Origin of the sequence: Vibrio gangliei (assembly GCF_026001925.1) — a bacterium.
GTDB lineage: Bacteria > Pseudomonadota > Gammaproteobacteria > Enterobacterales > Vibrionaceae > Vibrio > Vibrio gangliei.
Genome location: NZ_AP021870.1, coordinates 316204 through 338050 on the forward strand (window position 1 = coordinate 316204; position 21847 = coordinate 338050).

Below are 21847 nucleotides of genomic sequence, written 5' to 3' on the forward strand. Positions count from 1 at the left end.
GAATTGAATGTCGGGAACGAGCCATGTTCCCACCGTTTCTATTTAGGGGGGGAGTAATGAATAATTTAACATGGTGTCGTTCCATCGTGGTCTTGATGTTCTGGTGTGTTAGCTTTATGAGTTTTGCCGTCACAGTAAAAGATAGTCGAGGTGAGTTTTCCATTAATTATCAACCAAAGAGAATAGTCGCATTAGAATTTTCGTTTGTGGATGCTTTAGCGGCGGTAGGCGTTAGTCCTGTTGGTATTGCTGATGACAATGATTCGAGTCGAATAATACCTGCTGTGAGTCAAAAGCTTCATCATTGGCGTTCGGTTGGTACACGATCTCAGCCGAGTTTAGAAGTGTTAGCTTCTTTAAAGCCAGACTTAATTATTGCCGATGTTGATCGCCATTCTGCTGTTTATGAGGATTTGGCTAAAATTGCACCGACTTTATTATTGCCATCACGCCGTGAAACTTATGCTGATAATCTTAAATCGGCTGAAATCATCGGTAAAGCGATCGGCAAAGAGGCTGAAATGAAGCAGCGTTTAAGTCAGCATCGACAACTTATGCAGAAATATGCAGAAGAGCTACAAGTTTTAAAAGGGCAAACGGTGCAATTTGGTGTTGCTCGTGAAAATGGTTTTTTTGCACACGCTGGAGATTCTTATGCCGGTGGCGTTATTCATGAGTTGGGATTGAACACTCCCGCACAACTAAAAGACGACAGTGCTTCTCGTCAAATTAACCTAGAACAGCTAATTGCACTTAATCCTAATTATTTAGTGATAGGTGATTATACAAAAGTAAATATTGTGACTCGTTGGCAGAAGGAGCCTTTGTGGAAAGTACTAACCGCAGTAAAAAGTGAGCATGTAGTTCATGTCGATGGAAACATGTGGGCTCGTTGTCGGGGAATTCTAGCTGCAGAGTACATGGCTGCTGATTTAGTCAAGTTGGTATCTCCATAATGCCAATGGTGAGAGGCAATTTTGTCATATTTTTTTCGATACTAGTTATTGGATTAGTATTAAGTGCTTGGTGCGCTTTGTTTGCTTACTCAGCAGTTCCAATCACTCCTGTACAATCTTTTATAGCGTTATGGCAGCCTGATCATAATGTAATTGCTCATATTATTGTTCGAGATATACGGTTACCTCGCACTTTAGAAGCCATGCTTATTGGGGCGAGCATAGCGGCCGCTGGTACATTAATGCAAGGGCTGACTCGAAACCCTTTAGCCTCTCCGAGTGTGTTTGGTATTAATTCTGGCGCAGCTATGGGCATGGCGATAGTAACAACACTATTTTCGACTAGTTCAATTTTAAGTATAACCAGCGCAGCTATTATCGGAGGTAGTCTATCTTGGTTTCTAGTCATGTTACTCGGCGGTGCCTGGAAAGAGGGATCTGAACGTGGGCAGCTTATTCTTGCTGGAATCGCTATTTCTGCTTTGTGTAGCGCGTTAACTAGAGCCTGTGTCATTTTATCAGAAGATCAGGCTGCGAGCATAATGTCTTGGCTAGCAGGTTCATTTGCTCATGTCGATTGGAATACATGGAAAGTCAGTTGGTTACCATTGGTGATGGCGTTGTTATGTAGTGTATATATATCACCAAAATTAAATCTCCTCACAATGGGAGATGAAAGGGTAAAAAGCTTTGGCATTAATTTAATGCTGTTAAGGCTGTTCGTTTCTTCTATTGTACTTATTCTAGTTGGAGTGAGTGTCAGTGCTGTCGGTTCGATTGCGTTTTTAGGCTTGATTGTGCCGCATCTTGGCCGCTATTTAGTCGGTTATGACCACCGTATCTTATTGCCGTCCGTTATGTTACTCGGTGCGACTTTAACAGTTATTGCTGATGTTTTATGTCGAGCGATTATTTTTCCTACTGAGACACCAGCGGGTGCTGTTCTTGCTTTAATTGGTGCGCCTTTTTTTCTCTATTTAGTTAGGAAGAAACGTTGAATCAGAGTATTAAAGTACAGTTAACGTTGATTGTTGTCCTTATTTTTGTGTCTATTTTGGGGTTAAGCTTTGGTGCTGTTACCTTATCCTTGTCGGATATTTGGCAAGGGTTATTTTCCGGAAGTGAACATTATTTCACTGTTCATGAATATCGATTGCCACGGATTTTGATTGCTGTATTAGTCGGTGCAATGTTGGCGACTGCTGGTGTATTGATCCAAGGTGTTATTAGAAATCCTTTAGCTTCACCAGATATTTTAGGCGTTAGCCATGGGGCTGGGTTGGCGGCCGTTGTAGTGATGACCTTATGGCCTGCTATTTCTATACAGTGGTTGCCTTGGGTTACATTGTTTGGTGGTGTGAGCTCAGCACTTCTCTTGGCGATAGTGTGTGGTTTGAACACGGCTCCTGTTAAGTTAGCAATTACAGGGGTAGCACTTTCCGCTTTATTCGCTAGTGCAATTGATTTTTTGCTTCTTACCCAGCCTCTGGAAATTAATAATGCTCTACTTTGGTTAACCGGTAGTTTATGGGGGAGGGGATGGATACAACTTGCCATGCTTTTACCTTGGTGTGTACTTCTTCCTATTGTCTTTTTGTTAAGTAAACAGTTGAATCTAATTGCTCTTGGTGATGAAAAGGCAGTGAGTTTAGGTGTGTCAGTTATATGGTTACGTTTGACGGCTTTATTGGTTGCCGTACTTTTGACGTCAGCAGTAGTGTCTGTATGTGGGCCCTTGAGTTTTCTCGGTTTGGTCGCTCCTCACCTAGCTCGACAATTAATTGGCGGGCGTCATTTACAACTATTTTCTACCGCCATGCTCGTTGGTGCGATTTTATTACTGATCTCTGATTTGCTAGCTCGAGTTATACATCCACCGTTAGAACTACCAGCTGGAATTATGACTGCAATTATTGGCGCACCTTACTTTTTGTTTCTTTTAATGAGAGTGAGATAATTCATGCAACTCGCGACAGATGATTTAACCGTTGGTTATGGACAAGAACCGATAGTTAAAACCGTAACGACCAGTATCCCTAAAGGTAAAATTACAGCGTTATTAGGACCTAATGGTTGTGGTAAATCAACATTACTAAAAACATTATCACGTCTTCTTGAGCCACGATCCGGCCAAGTGCTTTGGAATGGGCAATCCATAGCCGATATATCACCCAAAATATTGGCACAGCAACTCTCTTTATTGCCACAATCTCAAGTCGTTCCAGAGGGAATTACAGTGAGAGAAGCCGTTGCTTATGGTCGTAGCCCGTATACTGGGTTTTGGGGACAGTTATCTCCAAACGATAAACAACATATCGTTCAAGCAATGAGAAGTACTGGTGTTGAAGATTTTTCTGAGAGGTTATTATCTGATTTATCTGGTGGGCAGTGTCAGCGTGTTTGGCTCGCACTAACTTTAGCTCAAGATACGGACTATATACTGCTCGACGAACCGACAACATATTTAGATATTAATCATCAGGTTGAGCTGATGAAATTGATGCGGAGTTTGAATCATTTAGGCAAAACAATTGTGACTGTTTTACATGATATTAATCAAGCTTGTCGATACTGTGATCATCTTATTGTGATGCAGGCGGGTAAAGTTGTGTGTGAAGGTGCTCCAGCTGATGTGATGACTTCAACTTTACTGAATAATGTATTTGGTCTAGACGCTAAAATTTATTCAGATCCCATAGCAGGCACGCCAATGTGTGTTGTTTGCTAGATCAGCGTTTAGTTATAATCTTATTCGTGGATCATTCATAGAATGCTGCGGTAATGTTTGACCAGCTAATTCGTGTTATGGGTATAAAATATGATCTGTATTGGATTGATAAGATACTTTTTATATTTATTCTACGTGAACTCTTTGTACAGATCACTTATTGACAAAAATATAACTTACAGAAGATAAAGGCGTGTAATCTTAGTATTTAGTATCGGTTTCTGCTTTAGAACGACCATACTAATCTTATTGATACTGAATATGAGAACTTCTTTATGAACTCGCTGTTTCTACGCTGTTGCGCTATTACGCTTTTAGTGTTCTTCACGCTATTTCTCCTTCTAAATTTTTTGGTATCTAGCATACAGAAAGAGCAGCAAGAGAGTTTAGCTACCGAGCTATTATTGCAAGCAGAAACCATTTCAGGCCAAGTTGTTCAAGCTTTAGATGACGCACAAACAATGTCTATTGAGTCATGTGATAAAGCGAGCATGGACAATTTAAGGGCTATTGTGAGTCATTATGAATACGTCTATGACCTTGGCATACTTCTCAATAATAAAGTTGCATGTTCTGCTAACTGGGGAACTTTATTAGAACCTCCTTCACTGCCTGAAGAACATTATGTGACTCCAGCAGGGGTATTATTACAAAGTCAAGTGATGCATGTTCTACCGGTTGATTTTATCTTGAATACAGCTCGAAAAGATCATTATGTTGTTTTTAGTAGCCCTATGCTGTTTAAAGTATTCTCCACTAGGATGCTAGGGTTTTCTTTTCGTATCGAAACCCAAAATACTGGACTCACTTATTACTCATACACTCCACAAGATCGTAAACCTTTAAACCTTAGCATTTTTCATCAGAGTACTGTGTTATGTAGTGAAAAATATACTTACTGTATTCATACATTAAATCAGCGAGCAGGTTTATTTTATTACAAACCTGCCGTATGGATGAGTATTTTATTACTCGCATTTATTTCCAGTGTGCTTTTAGCATACGCGTATAAATCAATTCAAGATAAAAAAAGATCAATGGAGTTACGATTCAAAAAAGCGATTGCTGGAAAAAGGCTGACTATGGAATATCAGCCAGTTGTCGAAGCTAAGAGTGGTAAGATCATAAACTTTGAGAGCCTAGTGCGTTGGTGTGATGACGTCTATGGAAAAGTTTCACCAGAGTTATTTCTTGGTATGGCCGAAACGCTTTCACTTTATCCTAAAGTGGCTCACCAAATAGTTGAAAAAGTGATGAAAGACATAGGGCCGGTTTTACAGCGCTACCCTGATTTAGGTGTGACACTTAATGTAACGTCTTATGAGATACAACATCACTCGTTTTTAATGCATCTGAGTAATCTTGCTACTAAGCATAGTATTACTCCATCCCAGATAAAAATTGAAATTACGGAGAAAATTGATGTGAGTCTTGAAGATCTCTCTCGTTTTTCAAAAGAAGCTAAACGAATGGGATTTGTAGTGGTTTTGGATGATTTTGGTACTGGTGTTGCAAATTTAGTTTGGTTGACAGAGATAGACTTCGATGTCATCAAAGTCGACAGAGTGTTCACTCAAGCACTCACGAATGATTTTAAAAATAAGATGGTTCTACCTATTCTTGGACTCATTAATGATTTACAAAAAGAAGTTGTTTTTGAAGGCGTTGAAGTTAAAGAGGAGTTGGATATGATTTTAGAAATCAACCCCAACGCTTATGTTCAAGGATGGTACTTTTATAAATCATTGCCTATTAAAGATCTCAAGGTATTGCTGAAAAACGAATATCAAAACTTGTAAACCCATGCGTATGCAAAACAATGCATCCATAAACCAATAAAAATAAAGGAGCCAACATTCGGCTCCTTTTATTATTTTTTAATTTCAATCGTTTAGTTGTTTAAAGCTTAATCCATGCAAAAGCAGTTAAGCCAATAAATGCAAATGCTGCACCATACACTAAAGCAAAGTTTAGTGTGGTTGAGATTGCATTCTTGAATTTGTTGTTACGAGCAATAGTTTGAGTATTTGCTTGATCAGCAGTAATTGCGTTCATTTTGATCTCCACTCAATGTGATGTTGGTCACAATTAGACCAGTTAATTTGAGCAAGATCAAGATTATTTAAAACACTTTTTTATTTTTCTAAACTATTTTTGCATTCCTATTATTTGTCTTTAAAGTGTGACGCCACTTTTCCAAATGGCGATTTCTCGTATTTGATTGATTTCATTTCTGGTTTTATCACCATTCACGATAGCGACTATTTTTTCGACAAACTCTGTGAGTAGCTGTTCCATCGGTATGTCATTAGAAACGAGTGTTCCAGCATTAAAATCAATCCAGTGTTTTTTCTTCTCTGCCAATTCCGTATTGGTTGCAATTTTCACGGTGGGAACAAATCCCCCATAAGGCGTGCCTCGGCCGGTTGAAAATAACACCATGTGGCAGCCCGATGCGGCTAATGCACTGGTGGCTATCGCATCATTTCCCGGCGCATTGAGCAGGTTAAGCCCTGGCGTCGAGAGCTTTTGGCTGTAATCCAATACGTCCATCACAGGGCTTGTGCCTGATTTTTGTGTGCAGCCTAAAGATTTATCTTCCAGTGTCGTGATGCCGCCAGCTTTGTTACCCGGAGATGGGTTTTCATAAATCGGTAAGTTGTGTTGAGTGTAATAATCTTTAAAGCCGTTAATCATGTTGACGATTTTTTCGAACACTTGTTGATTGGCGGCGCGTTTCATCAATAGCGTTTCGGCGCCAAACATCTCTGGGACTTCAGTTAAAACCGTTGTACCGCCTTGGGCAATGACGAAATCGGAAAACTGGCCGAGTAGGGGGTTGGCCGTAATACCAGATAAACCATCGCTACCGCCACATTCTAAACCGAAATGAATTTCCGATAATTTGCCCGGCGTGCGTTTATCATGGCGCATGGTTTCATAAAGTGAATTGAGAATCGTCTTTCCGGCTTCGATCTCATTTTCGACGGTTTGTGAAATCAAATATTGAATTCGGCTTGGATCGTAATCGCCTAAACCTTGCATAAATGCGGGGACTTGGTTGTTTTCACAGCCCAAACCTAAAACGAGTACACCGCCCGCGTTGGGGTGTTTGGCAATACTCTGTAATAAGTTACGTGTGGTGATATGGTCATCGCCTAATTGAGAGCAACCAAATTGGTGTGGGAAGACATGCACACCATCAATATCTAATTGTGGATGTTCTGCAAGAAACTGATTTGCCATGGTTTGGGCGATACCGTTCACACATCCAACGGTTGGAATAATCCACAGTTCATTACGTATACCCACATCACCATTTTTGCGTCTGTATATTTCAACATCAATCTCATTCTGAGCCGTTAGACTCTCGACTAATTCCGGTTGATAGCGATACTCCAGCTTATCGGACAAGTTGGTCTTACTATTGTGGCTATGAACCCAGCTTCCTGCTTGAATGGTTTCGGTCGCATGACCAAATGATTCGCCATATTTCCACAGTAAATCGCCTGAATTGAGATCAGTCAGTGCAATTTTATGGCCCTTAGTAATAGGCTCATTCAGCTCGATAATACAATCCGTATCGACCTCAATGTTATCGCCCTGGGCTAAATCCACTAACGCGATGATAACGTTATCTTTAGGGTGGATACGGATCCATGTTTTCATATTGCTCTCCATTCATGCAATGTTACTAACACTGCGGTAAAGACGAATTACTTTTCGATATTGAGGTTGAAGTATTGGTTAGCATTGTTAAAGCAAATGTCTTTTACCATTTTGGAGAGTAAAGCCATGTCATGCGGTGCTTCACCATCAGCAACCCATTGGCCAAGAACGCGACATAATAAGCGTCGGAAATACTCGTGACGGGTATAGGATAAGAAACTTCGGCTATCGGTTAACATGCCTACAAAACGGCTTAACAAACCAAGTTGAGAAAGCTGCTCCATTTGACGCAACATGCCATCTTTTTGATCGTTGAACCACCAGCCTGACCCAAATTGAATTTTGCCAGCGACACCGCCACCCTGGAAATTTCCACACATGGTGGCAATGACTTCGTTATCTCGTGGGTTTAAGCAATACAAAATGGTTTTTGGTAGGGCATCTTCGATATCCAATGCATTTAAAAGTTTAGATAACGGTTCAGCAATCAATTGATCATGAATAGAGTCAAAACCCACATCAGCACCAAGAATATTGAACATACGCTGGTTGTTATTACGCAGTGCGCCTATGTGGTATTGCTGAACCCAGCCGCGTTTTGAATACTGTTTTCCAAGGTAAATAAGCACCGCTGTTTTTAATTGTGCCGCTTCTTTATCTGTTACCAATTCACCGCCTAACCGTTTGGCTAAAATGCCGTCAAGCTCTTGCTCTGTTGCTGTTTCAAAGACCACGGTATCCAAGGCATGATCAGAGATGCAGCATCCGTGTGCTTCAAAATGATCAAGACGTTTGTTTAGCGCATCACACAGTTGATGGAAGCGAGTGATATGCATATCCGTTAATTGGCCCAAAGTCGTTAAGTAGTCTACATACCCATCAGCATTGGCATTAAAGGCTTTATCAGGTCGCCAGCTAGGGCGCATCTGAACATCAAAATTATTGTCGTTCATGACTTTTTTGTGAGGTGCGAGATCATCAATCGGGTCATCAGTTGTACCAACCATGCGAACGTTCATGGTTTTCATGATGTTGCGAGCTGAGAATTTTGGGCTGGAGAGCATTTCATTACATTGTGCCCAAATCGACTCCGCGCTTGATTCATTTAAAATTTGCCCAGTAATGCCAAACGGGCGACGTAACTCCAAATGCGTCCAATGGAATAGGGGGTTGCCAATGGTTTGAGGGACGGTTTTTGCCCATGCGATAAATTTTTCTTTATCCGAAGCATCACCGGTACAAAAGCGTTCTTCAACACCGTTGGTACGCATGGCTCGCCATTTGTAATGGTCACCACGAAGCCAGATGTCGGTTAAGTTTTTAAAACGATAATCTTCAGACACTTGCTCTGGAGGAAGGTGACAGTGGTAATCAATAATTGGCTGGTGAACCGCGACATTGTGGTAAAGCTCTTTAGCGATATCGGTGGTAAGAAGAAAATCTTCGGTAAGAAACTTTGACATAACGGGCTACCTAAATAAAATGAAATGTGTTTGGTATAATACGACTCAAAATTGGTATAACAAGTTTATAGATCACAATTTTAAACTTGGCTGAAATTTGTCGATGATTTGTCGGTTTGGTCAAATTCCGTCGCTTTTAACTACGATAAATCGGTTTGAGATAAAGCGGTATGATAAGTTATACACATAATTAATATGATAAGTTATACATATAATTAAAAAGTAATTAGGTTCATTATGTCATTTGAAAACAAACGCTTATATCAAGTTATTGGCGAGCAGTTAAAAGAGAAAATTTTGGCAGGGCACTATCCGGTCGGTACAAAAATGCCGCCAGAACGTGTGATCGCCGAAGAGCTAGGGATAAGCCGAACCGTGGTACGTGAGGCGATGATCATGCTGGAACTAGAAGGATTGGTTGAAGTCCGAAAAGGCTCTGGCATTCATGTTATCTCGAAAGCCCCAGAACAAACTTCCGGTTTAAACGAAAGTGAAGAAGCGTTTGCTCGATACCTAGTGGAAGAAATGAAAAAGGCTGGGCCATTTGAGTTATTACAAGCTAGGCAAGTGGTTGAATGTACCATCGCTTCATTTGCTGCGAGTCAGGTAACGAAGCAGGATATTGATATTCTTAATAAAATTCAAAAACAAAGTTACTTAAATGCTCACGATACCGATTCTGTCTGGGATGAAGAATTTCATATTCAACTGGGTAAAATTACAAAAAATTCGGTGTTGTCACTGATTATTGAGTTGATTTGGTTCACGCGTAAGCAAAATCCATTGTGGATGAAATTACATGAACATATCGATCCATCCAACATTAATCGCTGGGCAGATGAACATGGCGAGATTGTGAAAGCATTGCAAATAAAGAACTCTCAGAAGGTCAAAGCCGAAATGTGGCAACACTTGGAAAGCACGAAAAAATTCCTCTATGACGCTTCTTCATCAGAAGATACGCCGTATGATAAATACTTATTTGAAACCAAACCGGTTGATATTTAAAGATAAACAATGGGTTATGTTTATTTTATATGAGTAGCAACTGTCTAGTTTCAGAATGCATTTTTCATTTCCATAGACTATATGAATGCTATTTGCACACATCTTTATCACAAAAATATAAATAAATTGGTATAACAACTTAAAAGTATAGGTCTGCTAGCATTTTTGAATCAAAGATCTGAAACCATGGTTCAAAATCTTTCACCTCGTGATTATAGTCATGAAGCACTGACGTTTTATTAAGCGATCCTTGCGTTGATTATAAAAATAAAGAAGCAATGCCAAGAGCATGCTCTGCTGTGAACGAGAGTGAAAAATGAATGTAGACGTTTTTAATAGAGGTTTGAGCCGCTTATTAGAATATATATTGATATTCTTTATGGCCATGATGGTGTTCTCTGTTGTATGGCAGGTATTCACCCGTTTTATCTTGAATGATCCTTCCGTATTTACCGATGAGCTTTCTCGTTACTTATTGATTTGGATTGGTATTTTAGGGGGGACTTACACTTTCTCCGTTAAACGTCACTTAGCGTTAGAATTACTGGTTACTCGTCTCAATGCACGTAATCAACATGTCCTCAATATTGTTATAAATTGCCTCGTTTTTCTCTTTTCAGCCGTTGCTTTGGTGTATGGCGGCTGGAACTTCATGATGTCGACTCTTCATCATAATCAAATGTCTCCCGGTCTTGCGATAGCAGGTAACCACTTACCGATTGGCTATGTCTACGCCGTAGCCCCTTTATCTGGTGTCATCATTTGCTATTACGCATTCATTGATGTGACTAAATCCATCTATGAAATTTTGTGCGTTAAGACGGCGAGTTAAGGAAAGATTATGACTTTAGTAGATTTGATTTTTACCCAAGAATACATCAACTCAATGCCAGATATTGTGTATGACTTATTGCCTATCGTAGTGCTATTTGGTTCATTAGCGATTTTTCTATTGATTGGTTTACCGATAGCTTTTGCCATTGGTGGCGCCGCCTTGTTGACCATATTTATTGATTTTCCAATAGATAAAGCCTCTATTTTAGTGTCACAACAGTTAACCAACGGATTAAACAGTTTTGGTTTATTGGCACTACCGTTCTTTATTGTTGCAGGCAATTTGATGAACCGCGGTGGTTTGGCTAACCGATTAATCAACTTTGCCATGTTACTTGGCGGCAAGCTGCCTGGTTCGCTCTCTCATGTCAACATCATCGCTAATATGATGTTTGGCTCTTTATCTGGTTCGGCCGCAGCTGCTGCAGCAGCGGTGGGCGGGATCATGAAACCGTTGCAAGAACAGCATAAATACCCGAAAGCCTTTTCTACTGCGGTGAATGTGGCGTCTTGTCCGACAGGTTTATTAATCCCACCTTCTAATATTCTGATTTTATACGCTTTAGTCAGCAGCACCTCAGTGCAATATTTATTCATTGCAGGCTACATTCCGGGCATTTTAATGGGCCTTGGGATCATGATTGGTGTCTTGCTATTGGGTAAAAAGTACAAGATCCCACAACAAAAAATCGTTCAACAAGAGAAAACCTTAAAGGTGATTTGGGATGCCGTACCGAGTTTATTTCTCATCCTCATTATTATGGGCGGTATCTTAGGTGGCGCATTCACTGCAACAGAGGCGTCTGCGATTGCGGTGGTGTACAGCTTAATTCTTGGCTTTGCTTACCGTGAATTAAAATTTAAAGACTTAATGCCTATCTTGCTCGATAGCGTGATCACCACATCGATTGTATTGCTGATGATTGCGACGTCTTCTGCGATGTCATGGTCAATGGCGAATGCTGATATTCCAGGGGCAATTGCCGAGTTTGTTCTCAATTACTCAACCAATCCAATCGTCATCATGCTGCTAATGAATTTAATTTTGTTAGTGGTGGGGACGTTTATGGATATGTCTCCGGCGGTATTAATTTTCACTCCGATTTTCTTACCGATTGCGGTCGAGCTTGGTGTCGATCCCATTCAATTCGGCATCATCATGGTATTCAACTTATGTATTGGTATTTGTACGCCACCTGTGGGTACAGCGCTATTCGTCGGTTGCAGTGTTTCCGGCAATAAATTAGGAGAAGTGGTTCCTAAGCTCATTCCGTTATTCGTGATTATGGTCTTAACGCTAGGGCTCATCATTATGATTCCGTCCTTGACCATGTGGTTACCACAATTAGCGGGCTATCAATCTTAAACACGCTCTAATAATAATTTAATAACGTGCAACAAAGGGAATAACAATATGAAATTGAACAAAATCGTGCTTGCTGGATTGCTTGCCAGTTCTACCTTCACTACCAGCGTTTATGCGCAAACCTTGAAACTAGCGCATGCGTTGCCGACAGAGCATCCAGTGCATCAGTCTTTAGATTGGTTCGCAAACCATGTGAAAGAGGAAACCAACATTCGCGTTAAAGTGTATGCCAACGGCACGCTAGGGAATGAAACCAGTCTATTGCAAATGGTGCAAAACGGTACCGTTGCTTTCACGAAAGTCAGTGCTGCGCCATTAGAGTCATTCTCAAAAGATTACAAAATCCTTTCTCTTCCATATTTATACAGTAGCGAGCAGCAATATCGTGATGTCCTCAATGGTCCTATTGGCGACAAAATCCTAGCTTCATCACGTAAAGACGGCTTTGTTGGTTTAGCTTTCTTAGATGCCGGCGCACGTAGTTTTTATACCGACAAGCCAATTGAAAAGCCTGAAGACCTTAAGGGTATGAAGATCCGTGTGCAAAACTCTCCATTAGCGATCGATATCATTAAATCATTAGGCGCAACGCCAGTGCCACTGCCTTATGGTGAATTGTATTCTGCACTACAACAAGGTGTGGTTGATGGGGCTGAAAATAACATTCCTTCTTATTATTCCTCGCGTCACTTTGAAGTGAAGAAGGTGTTCTCTTACGACAAACACACCATGGTGCCGGATGTATTGGTTGTATCAACGAGCGTTTGGGATGAGCTAACACCAGAACAACAAGACAAAATTCGCGCAGTAGCAAAAGAAACTGCGAAGCAACAAGAAGTTAACTGGAAGAAATACGTTGATCATGCGACAGCAGATTTAAAGTCAAAAGGCATTACGTTTGTTGATAGTGATACTGCATCATTCCAAGCGTCGGTGAAGCCTGTGTATGAGAAATTTAAGAAAGAAAACCCAGATCTGGTGGATATGTTAAACGACATTCAAAACACAAAATAATGATGATCGTTCAGGTGGAGTGGTTCTTCACCTGAACCTATTTTTTAAGTCTTATCGCTCGTTGTGAGTCATGCGGAGGATTTAAAAAATAGTCACTCATTAGGCGAAGTAAAATGAAGTTGAATCGTTCGAATTTAGATAAAATTATCGCTGCCTCTATTCCTAACCAACGTAATTTAAATGCGCAAGTCGGCATTGTTCACTTAGGTTTTGGTGCATTTCATCGAGCCCATCAAGCATTAATTACGGATGTTACGATGAAGGAGCTGGGTGGTGATTGGAAAATCGTGGGCGTGAATAATTGGCGTGCAGCCGGTAAACCGATACCGGAAACGGGCACAGAACAAGAGTTTGCCCAGCAAGATAATTTGTACACCGTAGCGGTAGGGGAAAATGAGTCGGTTTCACTTGAGGTGATTGGTGCTGTAGAAGAAGTGCTGTTTAGTAACCAAGTCGAGAAAATCTTGGCTTACATGACCAGTGAATCGGTCAAAATTGTCTCTCTAACGATTACCGAAAAAGGCTACTGTCATCATCCTTCTTCAGGTCGACTGGATGTGAATCATCCACTGGTTGTGCACGATTTAGCAAATATTGATGAACCACATAGTGCGATAGGCTTTTTAGTCGCTGCACTTAAAATTCGTAAAGAGCAGGGCATTACGCCATTTACGCCGTTAACTTGCGATAACTTGCCGGAAAATGGCCACGTACTAAAACAAGTCGTGCTGGATTTTGCCGAGCAGCTTGAACCTGAACTAGCCACTTGGATAAGAGACAACGTGCAATTCCCATGCAGCATGGTGGATCGAATTGTTCCTCAAACTACAGAGCAAGATATTGCCGCCATTTCGAAGCAACTGGGCGCTGACGATCAATGTTGTGTTTCGACAGAGCCTTTTTTGCAATGGGTGATTGAAGATAAATTTAATAACGAACGGCCATTATGGGAGCAAACCTCTATCAGTAATATTTTGCTGACGGATGATGTGATTCCATTTGAAAACATGAAGTTACGCTTGCTTAACGGCACGCATTCCTCGATTGCTTATTTAGGTTATTTGGCTGGATATCAAACCGTAGCTAACACGATAGCCGATCCTGATTTTAAAACTTTTATTCGTTATTTAATGGATAAGGAAATCAGTCCATCAGTACATGTGCAAGGTATTGATTTAGAAGCCTATAAAGATCAATTAATCGAACGTTATCAAAACACGGCGTTGCAACATCGCACATGGCAAATTGCGATGGATGGTTCGCAAAAACTGCCACAGCGTTTCTTACAAACGATTCAATATGGTGTTGAGCATAATGTTTCTACTCCTGGCCTCGCGCTTGCTGTTGCGGCTTGGATGAAGTACGTCAGTGGGGTGGATGAACGTGGTGCCGCGATTGATGTGCGCGATCCTATGGCATCCAACTTCTTTCATATTTGGCAGACTCATGCAGAGTCACTCGATGAGGTGGTGTCTGCCTTCTTAAAACTCGATACGATTTTTAGCGCACAACTTGCATCAAATGAAGTGTTTAAGCAGCAGTTGGTTGAATATTTAGACCAGCTAACTCAGTTGGGGGTGAAGCAGACATTACAGCGCTTCATGCAAACCCATTCTATTCAAATCAAGTGATACACAGGAAATAATGATGAAAATGACGTTTCGTTGGTATGGCGAAGGCAACGACAAAATTTCGCTTGATCAAATTAAGCAGATCCCTGGTGTCGAAGGGATTGTTTGGTCATTACATGATATGCCTGCTGGCGCAAAATGGTCAGCAGAGCGTGTTGCTGAAGTAGAAAAACAGATCAAACAATTTGATTTTAATATCGATGTGGTGGAAAGCGTCAATGTGCATGAAGACATTAAACTTGGCTTGCCGACTCGTGACCAATACATCGAAAACTACAAAGATACATTACGAGTGTTGTCTAAGTTTGGCGTGAAAGTCGTTTGTTATAACTTCATGCCAGTGTTTGACTGGACTCGTACCAATTTATATAAAAAGTTGCCAGATGGCTCGAATGCATTGTTTTTCGAAAAGAGCAAAATCAATGAAATTGATCCGATTGAATTGATTGATACCATTTCAAAAAATACCGATGTGACTATGCCAGGATGGGAGCCAGAACGTTTGGCGAACCTGAAACAGACGTTCAAACAATATGAAGGCTTTACTGCGGAAGATTTGTGGAAAAATTTGCAGTATTTCTTAGAGCAAATTATTCCTGTGGCGGAAGAGTGCGACATTAAAATGGCGATTCACCCTGATGATCCTGCATTTCCCATTTTTGGTTTGCCGCGCATCATTATTAACAAAGAAAACATTGGTCGATTTTTAAAACTGGTGGATAAACCGCACAATGGCTTAACGGTATGCACCGGTTCGCTTGGTTCTATTGATAATGACATTCCTGCCATCATTGATGCCTACCATGAGCGTATTCACTTTATGCATATTCGCAATGTAAAACGTTTCGAAAATGGCGACTTCATCGAAAGCTCACACCGTGCCTGTGATGGTTCGGTCGATATTGTGGAAGTGGTCAAAACCTTGCACAAGTATCAATATCAAGGTTACGTTCGCCCTGATCATGGTCGTCATATTTGGGGGGAAGAAAAGTGGGCAAGGCCGGGTTATGGCTTATATGACCGCGCCCTCGGTATTATGTACATTAATGGCATTTGGGACTCGTTGAATCACTAATTAGATTACGACGATATGAATACATGAAAGGCTATCTAAGAGAAATATTTAGGTAGCCTTTTTTGTTACTTGAGTGAATATTTAATGGCTGTCCGTTTGAGCCTATTTGTTGTCTCTATTTGCTTTTTGGGGCTAAGCCAGGTTCATCAAGAGAAGAAGATTCTAACTTTTTGTTGTAGCGATATAGGCGCAGGATAGTAAACAAATTGACCGTTAATAGTGTTGCTTCCAATAAGGTGCCGCCAATCGAACCGACGATAATATTATTGGCGAGCCAACACATCGCGCCGACAATAAACGCAATCCGCATTTGAATGCCTTTTAATACAAATACCGCAATAGTGCCAAGTACTGAGCCGGCAATCGGAAGAAGATCTAACGGGCTTTTCATAAAATACAGCCCCAGTGACAGGCTGATGAGGACAAATATCGTCGCAACCAACTTAGATGAAGTTTTGATTGCCATGCCGGTACGGATAAACGACAGCAGGGTGCTTAGCGCTGAAATTGTTGAACCTAGAAGGTAGAAATGCACGATATTATTAAACTGAAAAATCAGCATCACAATTTTAAGTTTGCGATCATCTTTTTGATAAAAGGTGGAAATACCGAGCGCAAAACTAAGAAAGCCTAACCATTGTGCAAAGGGAAGGTTCAACAAATAATCCATGTTATTACCTTTACTTATGAAAAGTTGTTATACCAATTAGACTAACATGCTCAATGGTAATTTGAAATAAAAAGCAGTTTCATTATTTTAATTTCAAGATTCAGAGTAATGATCGGATGCAATGTCATTTTGAATAGATTGGCAAATACTTTCTCTGATCCATTGATGCCCTTTATCTTGGTTATTTCTTTCATGCCACAACAGTACGTAGGCCATCGGCATAAATTCAAACGGTAATGCTAATTGTGTTAGTGGGTAGAGTTTGAGTGCATGACTGGCAAAGCTCGAAGGTAAAGTGAAGATTAAATCGGTATGCGCACACACACTGGCTGCACCATAAAAATCAGGAACCGTGGTGTTGATTTTGCGGTGATGTCCTCTATCGGCAAGAAAATAATCGAGTGCCCACCATTCTTTTCCTTCGCAACGAACTTGAACGTGCGACAAGCCTAAGTATTGTTCTAGTGACCAATCAGTCTCTTTCAGTTTATCTAAGATAGGGTGGTGATGTCGAACCAGGCAAACCTGACGATCGCGAAATAAAGTCTGGTGCTCTATACCTTCAGGAAGACGATCAATATTAAAGCCCGATTGGGGGCTAAGGTCACGTCCTGCAATACCAAAATCGATCTGACCTTGCTGTAAATCGTGAAATGATTGACCTGTCCACAAATAGGAATCGAGTTGTATGTCTGGTGCTTGGCTCAGCAAGGAACCAATAAAGGAGGGAATTAACGTTTCGTAAGCACTTTCCACCATAGAAAAACTGAATTTTCGGTGGCTGGTGGCAGGATCGAAAGAGGGGGGCTGGGTCAGTTGATAGAGATCTTGCAACACATCTGGCAGGAGTTTTGCTAAGGTTAACGCGTGCGCGGTTGGCTTTAAACCGTGCGATGTGCGTTGAAATAATGGGTCTTCTAACGTATCACGCAAGCGATTCAAGCTTTTGCTCAGTGCTGATTGACTGAGATTCAGGCGGTAAGCGGCACGGGTGACACTTTGTTCTTCAATTAGAACTTGCAAGATAACAAGTAAGTTTAAGTCAATGCGGGCGAGTTTATCTAAATTCACTGTTATTCCTTAATGGAAATTGTCTTTCGAAATTATACCATTTCAATTCATAACATCTAGACGCTAGACTTGCGCCCCAGAAAACAATCCTATTTCGCCGTTAGATTAGAGAGAACTCATGCAACGTAATCTTTTACCCATGTTAATGACCATGGTGCTATTAAGCCCGCTGGCCATTGATATCTTTTTGCCTTCTTTGCCTACCATGGCCAATGAATTTTCTGTGTCCAACAGTGACGTGCAATCGACGTTGATTCTGTTCTTATTTGCTATGGGGGTTGGGCAAATCATTATTGGGCCATTAGCCGACCGATTTGGCCGTCGTCCAGTGGCGCTATTTGGCATTGTGCTTTATGGATTAAGCAGTTTACTTGCAGCAATGGCGCAGCAGTTCGAAGTCTTACAGTTAGCGCGTGTACTGCAAGGTTTGGCAGCGTGCTCAACGTCAATCGTGGTGTTTAGTGCGGTACGAGATTGTTATAGCGTAAAAGATGGCGCGAAAATCTACAGCTATCTTAATGGCGCTATTTGTGTGATCCCTGCTTTAGCTCCAACATTAGGTGGTGTTTTGGCACTGCATTTCGGTTGGCGTTCAACCTTCTTCTTTATGACAGCGTATGCGGTGTTGATTTTATTTATGGTCGCATTTCGTTTTCCAGAAACACGCCCAGAGAACACGGTTAGCGATGGCGCTTTATATCGTTGGGCTCGTTATAAACCCGTATTGATGGATCGTCATTTCTTGTTTTATGCCATTTGTTGTATGACGGGAATGGGCGCGATTCTAACCTATGTCTCTTATGCGCCAGTTTGGCTGATTGGCCATCTTGGTTTATCTGAGCTGTCGTTTAGTGGGTTATTTGGGGTCAACGCATTGATTAATATTGCTGCGTGTTTTGGTGCTCCGTGGGTGATTAAAAAGCTCGGTAACCGAACCACGGTCATTTGGGCATTATCATTGTTTATCTTGTCGGCGCTATTACAGTTGGCCGTGCAAATGGCGGCAATCAGTTCACCTCTATTAGCAGGTATTGGCTTTATGCTGCCTATGGCTTTGTTGTGTATTGGTTTTGCCTTTTTACTGGGCCCTGCAACCAGCATGGCATTATCTGGCTTTGGTGAGCGAGCGGGTACGGCTGCTGCGATGCTTGGATTTATCCAAATGAGTGGTGCTTCATTGTTGGCCGCGTTAATTCAACAAACACCACTAAGTGCACCTTATGCCGCAATGGTCGTAATGGCAGGTGGAGCAACCGTATTACTTGCAGTGATGAAGATGAAAAGAATGAATGCGTGGCATGTTGAACGAATGGCTCACGATTGATGTGCCACGCCTTCTCTTTATAAATTACTCATATAAATTATTAATGAAAGTCAGCGTTTTGCTGGCTTTTTTATTATGCGGATTTATGCTGTTATTTCATCGGACTATTAGCAAGGATTGCCCATGATCGAATACAAAGTTAATCAATCGATTTCAACTCAGCAGTTTATTGATTTATTAAAACAAACCAGCTTAGGTGAACGTCGTCCAATCCATGATGAAGTGACTATTGAAGGCATGCTGGAACATTGCGATTTACTGGTAACGGCGTGGCAAGGAAACACATTGGTGGGGGTAGCGCGTTCTGTGACGGATTTTCATTATTGCTGCTATTTATCTGATTTAGCGGTTTCAGAGCAAATACAAGCCAAAGGAGTAGGAAAACAGCTCATTATTGAAACATTTAAGCAGTTAAAACCCGGTTGTAAGCTAAATCTATTAGCCGCGCCTTTGGCTGTCGAGTATTATCCCCATATCGGTTTTGAACCTCACCATAGCGCATGGATTTTATCGGATCTTAGTCAGCTTCAATAACTCATTTTAACTTGGAAAATTAGTGACATGATCACCTTACAAACAGGCCTAATTTATTGCTTGCTCATCAGCATGATTACTTTCTTTGTGTATTGGAAAGACAAACGTGCATCGATCAAAGGAAGTTGGAGAACACCTGAAAAAACACTGCATTTATTGGCATTTTTAGGTGGGTGGCCAGGTGCACTCATTGCCCAACGTGTTTTTCGTCATAAAATCAGTAAGTTCAAATTTCAATTTGTGTTTTGGTTACTGGTTATTCTCAACTGCATTGGAACCGTGCTTATTCAGAATCCGGACTTTTATATGTAGTTTTCTTTACTTGCTGGCTATTATTTATACTTTTGTGAATAAGTTTGATATCATCCACACAATTCATCGAGTCATTCACTCGGCTTTCAATTTCAATCATATTAATTAACTACAGTTAAGGATGACGGACTACAACCTAGGTGTATTCATGTCGATCAAACCCTCTCAAAATCATAATCCTGCTATTGAGCTTGTTGAAGACGCTCAAATTGTCGAAATTCCCGAGCAGGCTTGGCCTCAAATCGAACAAATTCAAGACGTCGCTTACCGTGATGGGTTAGCGGAAGATATTGATATTTTGAAAATTAAAGCCGATGTTTCTCCTGAAACGTGCTTTGTTTGTATGGATGAAGAGCAGCAAGTTTTAGGTTATGTTTTGGCTCACCCTTGGGAAAGTGATCAGCCACCCTGCATTAATCAAGATATTTCTGATAGCGAAGAAGTGGTGAGCCCAGAAGACGCCTCGACCTTATATATTCATGATTTAGCCATTAGCCCTAAAGCTCGTGGTGTTGGCGTGGCACAGGCGTTAATTGAAAATTTGCTAGATCAAGCACAAGCATTCAATATTGATACGGTTTCTTTAGTTGCAGTACAAGGTATGGCTGGATTTTGGTCGAAATATGGTTTTAAATCAATGAAGTCAAACAGTACTGACAGTTACGGTGACGATGCACAATTTATGGTGAACCAACTCTAGACGCTACCTCTTCAGTATTCTCATTTCATAGCATCGAAACCGATTCTCTGTAATCGATGAGTAAGCCTTTCAAACCCATTAGGCTTTATACAAGGACAGATGCTATGAATTCCAGTTATCCACTCGTTTCTCCTACCTGGTTATTTGATCATTTTGATGATGACAATTTAGTTGTTCTCGATGCAACGACAGCGCATGCGGCAGCCGGTGAGGCATTGCAATTACCACGTCAATATTTACCGAACTCTCAAGCGTTCGATCTTGAAAATGTGTTCTTAGATAAATCCAATCCATTACCGAACACGATGCCAACGGTGGAGCATTTTACCGCTCAAGCGCGACAACTGGGTATCAATGATGAGAGTGTGGTGGTGCTTTATGATGCGCGTGGTTTGTATTCCGCCCCTCGAGCTTGGTGGGTATTTAAAACCATGGGCTTTGAACATGTTTATGTATTAGATGGTGGCGTCGCTACTTGGCAATCTATGGGTTACCCGCTGGTGGATCAATATTCACCTATTGAGCGTCCGAGTGGAAATATCACCGCGTACTTTGATGCGAGTAAAGTGTGTTCTGCAGATGATGTGTTAGCCGCGATGGATAAGCCTGAAATTCAAATCATTGATGTGCGTTCAACAGAGCGATTCTTAGGGCAAGTTACTGAACCAAGAGAAGGGATGCGTGCTGGGCATATTCCCACTTCTTTGAACCTGCCATTTGGTCAAATATTATTAGGGCATCGATATAAATCAGTGGAAGAAATCCGTACTTTGTTTGATCAAGTAGGTATGGACCCGAGCAAAAAATGGATCTTTTCCTGCGGTTCAGGCATGACCGCTTGTATTGTGATTTTGGCAGCCTATGCTTGTGGCTACACAGATATTTCGGTTTATGACGGCTCTTGGAGTGAATGGGGCGCGAACTCGAACTTACCGATTGCATAACATTAAGGCCTCAGACTTTAAGGAAAAATATATGAGCACAACATCTTATCCTGTGAAAGGCCAATGCCAATGTGGCAGTGTTTCCTTTGTCTTAAAAGCGGTACCGAAAATGGTCATCGCTTGCCATTGTAAAAAGTGTCAAAAACTCTCAACCAGCGCTTTTAGTATTACTTGTATCGTGCCGACAGAAAACATTGAAATTCAAGGTGAATTGAAAGAAACCCGTCGTGTCGCCGATAGCGGTAATGTGAATCTTGGTAAGTTTTGCCCCAATTGTGGCAACCGTATTTACCAAGTTAACCCTGCTGCGCCTGAAATGATTAAGTTTAAAGCGGGCGGCTGCTTAGACGATACTTCGATGTTAGTACCCACCACTCATGTTTGGACTAGTGAGAAACAATCATGGGTGGTGATCCCTGATGGTGTTCAGCAGTTTGAAAAGCAACGCTAAGGCTAAGCTGGTTATTTGGAATAACTGTAATTGCTGGAATAAGTGAGTCTCGCTGTCACTTGCGAATTCATCGATTCAGATCAACACTGAAGCCATA

General features: G+C 41.2%; 22 protein-coding genes. 17 read left to right on the forward strand and 5 right to left on the reverse strand.

Features of this window, described 5'->3' with window-relative positions:
• Window positions 1-56: 56 nt before the first annotated feature.
• The 5 genes from Vgang_RS13325 to Vgang_RS13345 all read left to right on the forward strand — a co-directional run bounded on the left by Vgang_RS13325 (window position 57) and on the right by Vgang_RS13345 (window position 5483).
• The gene (locus Vgang_RS13325) at window positions 57-956 is read left to right on the forward strand and encodes a Fe(3+) dicitrate ABC transporter substrate-binding protein (RefSeq protein ID WP_105901337.1); all 900 of its coding nucleotides are present in this window, start codon (window positions 57-59) and stop codon (window positions 954-956) included.
• Window positions 956-1954, forward strand: coding sequence for an iron chelate uptake ABC transporter family permease subunit (locus Vgang_RS13330; protein ID WP_105901338.1), 999 nt, complete (start codon window positions 956-958; stop codon window positions 1952-1954). Before Vgang_RS13325 ends, Vgang_RS13330 begins: the two co-directional genes overlap by 1 nt.
• Window positions 1951-2913: a Fe(3+) dicitrate ABC transporter permease subunit FecD gene (gene fecD, locus Vgang_RS13335; protein WP_105901339.1), complete on the forward strand. Its 963-nt coding sequence runs from the start codon at window positions 1951-1953 to the stop codon at window positions 2911-2913. Before Vgang_RS13330 ends, fecD begins: the two co-directional genes overlap by 4 nt.
• Window positions 2914-2916: 3 nt before the next feature.
• Window positions 2917-3684, forward strand: coding sequence for a Fe(3+) dicitrate ABC transporter ATP-binding protein FecE (gene fecE / locus Vgang_RS13340; protein ID WP_105901340.1), 768 nt, complete (start codon window positions 2917-2919; stop codon window positions 3682-3684).
• A 275-nt stretch (window positions 3685-3959) separates the two neighbouring features.
• On the forward strand, window positions 3960-5483 hold the full coding sequence (locus tag Vgang_RS13345) for an EAL domain-containing protein (RefSeq protein WP_105901341.1): 1524 nt from the start codon (window positions 3960-3962) through the stop codon (window positions 5481-5483).
• Window positions 5484-5583: 100 nt separating this feature from the next.
• Here Vgang_RS13345 and Vgang_RS13350 read toward each other — a convergent pair whose 3' ends face one another.
• The 3 genes from Vgang_RS13350 to uxaC all read right to left on the reverse strand — a co-directional run bounded on the left by Vgang_RS13350 (window position 5584) and on the right by uxaC (window position 8816).
• Window positions 5584-5739, reverse strand: coding sequence for a hypothetical protein (locus tag Vgang_RS13350; RefSeq protein ID WP_157945996.1), 156 nt, complete (start codon window positions 5737-5739; stop codon window positions 5584-5586).
• 120 nt (window positions 5740-5859) lie between these two features.
• Complete coding sequence (locus Vgang_RS13355; RefSeq protein ID WP_105901342.1) at window positions 5860-7353, reverse strand: UxaA family hydrolase; 1494 nt, start codon at window positions 7351-7353, stop codon at window positions 5860-5862.
• Between the two features lie 47 nt (window positions 7354-7400).
• Window positions 7401-8816, reverse strand: a complete 1416-nt coding sequence (gene uxaC, locus Vgang_RS13360; RefSeq protein WP_105901343.1) for a glucuronate isomerase — start codon at window positions 8814-8816, stop codon at window positions 7401-7403.
• Between the two features lie 237 nt (window positions 8817-9053).
• Between uxaC and Vgang_RS13365 the strand changes: the two genes are divergently transcribed.
• The 6 genes from Vgang_RS13365 (at window position 9054) to uxuA (ending at window position 15744) form a co-directional block, all read left to right on the forward strand.
• Window positions 9054-9824: a GntR family transcriptional regulator gene (locus tag Vgang_RS13365; RefSeq protein WP_105901344.1), complete on the forward strand. Its 771-nt coding sequence runs from the start codon at window positions 9054-9056 to the stop codon at window positions 9822-9824.
• 316 nt (window positions 9825-10140) lie between these two features.
• Entirely contained in the window at window positions 10141-10656 is a 516-nt protein-coding gene (locus tag Vgang_RS13370) for a TRAP transporter small permease (RefSeq protein WP_105901345.1), read from the forward strand.
• 54 nt (window positions 10657-10710) lie between these two features.
• Window positions 10711-12024 carry a TRAP transporter large permease gene (locus tag Vgang_RS13375; protein WP_211293991.1) on the forward strand — a complete coding sequence of 438 codons (1314 nt, stop codon included), beginning with the start codon at window positions 10711-10713 and terminating at the stop codon, window positions 12022-12024.
• A gap of 48 nt (window positions 12025-12072) precedes the next feature.
• A complete protein-coding gene (locus Vgang_RS13380) occupies window positions 12073-13038 on the forward strand; it encodes a TRAP transporter substrate-binding protein (protein WP_105901347.1) in 966 nt (321 codons plus the stop codon).
• Between the two features lie 113 nt (window positions 13039-13151).
• Entirely contained in the window at window positions 13152-14669 is a 1518-nt protein-coding gene (locus Vgang_RS13385) for a mannitol dehydrogenase family protein (RefSeq protein ID WP_105901348.1), read from the forward strand.
• A gap of 16 nt (window positions 14670-14685) precedes the next feature.
• On the forward strand, window positions 14686-15744 hold the full coding sequence (uxuA, locus tag Vgang_RS13390) for a mannonate dehydratase (protein ID WP_105901349.1): 1059 nt from the start codon (window positions 14686-14688) through the stop codon (window positions 15742-15744).
• Window positions 15745-15859: 115 nt separating this feature from the next.
• Here the strand turns inward: uxuA and Vgang_RS13395 are convergent, their stop codons facing one another.
• Window positions 15860-16414 carry a YgjV family protein gene (locus Vgang_RS13395; RefSeq protein WP_105901350.1) on the reverse strand — a complete coding sequence of 185 codons (555 nt, stop codon included), beginning with the start codon at window positions 16412-16414 and terminating at the stop codon, window positions 15860-15862.
• 93 nt (window positions 16415-16507) lie between these two features.
• Window positions 16508-17485, reverse strand: coding sequence for a LysR family transcriptional regulator (locus Vgang_RS13400; protein ID WP_105901351.1), 978 nt, complete (start codon window positions 17483-17485; stop codon window positions 16508-16510).
• Window positions 17486-17603: 118 nt separating this feature from the next.
• Between Vgang_RS13400 and Vgang_RS13405 the strand changes: the two genes are divergently transcribed.
• The 6 genes from Vgang_RS13405 to Vgang_RS13430 all read left to right on the forward strand — a co-directional run bounded on the left by Vgang_RS13405 (window position 17604) and on the right by Vgang_RS13430 (window position 21750).
• Complete coding sequence (locus Vgang_RS13405; protein ID WP_105901352.1) at window positions 17604-18809, forward strand: multidrug effflux MFS transporter; 1206 nt, start codon at window positions 17604-17606, stop codon at window positions 18807-18809.
• A 123-nt stretch (window positions 18810-18932) separates the two neighbouring features.
• Window positions 18933-19343, forward strand: coding sequence for a GNAT family N-acetyltransferase (locus tag Vgang_RS13410; RefSeq protein WP_105901353.1), 411 nt, complete (start codon window positions 18933-18935; stop codon window positions 19341-19343).
• Between the two features lie 27 nt (window positions 19344-19370).
• Window positions 19371-19655: a DUF1294 domain-containing protein gene (locus Vgang_RS13415; protein ID WP_105901354.1), complete on the forward strand. Its 285-nt coding sequence runs from the start codon at window positions 19371-19373 to the stop codon at window positions 19653-19655.
• 148 nt (window positions 19656-19803) lie between these two features.
• Entirely contained in the window at window positions 19804-20355 is a 552-nt protein-coding gene (locus Vgang_RS13420) for a GNAT family N-acetyltransferase (protein ID WP_157945997.1), read from the forward strand.
• Between the two features lie 104 nt (window positions 20356-20459).
• The gene (locus Vgang_RS13425) at window positions 20460-21299 is read left to right on the forward strand and encodes a sulfurtransferase (protein WP_170066817.1); all 840 of its coding nucleotides are present in this window, start codon (window positions 20460-20462) and stop codon (window positions 21297-21299) included.
• 31 nt (window positions 21300-21330) lie between these two features.
• Window positions 21331-21750, forward strand: a complete 420-nt coding sequence (locus Vgang_RS13430) for a GFA family protein (RefSeq protein WP_105901357.1) — start codon at window positions 21331-21333, stop codon at window positions 21748-21750.
• Window positions 21751-21847 lie beyond the last annotated feature (97 nt).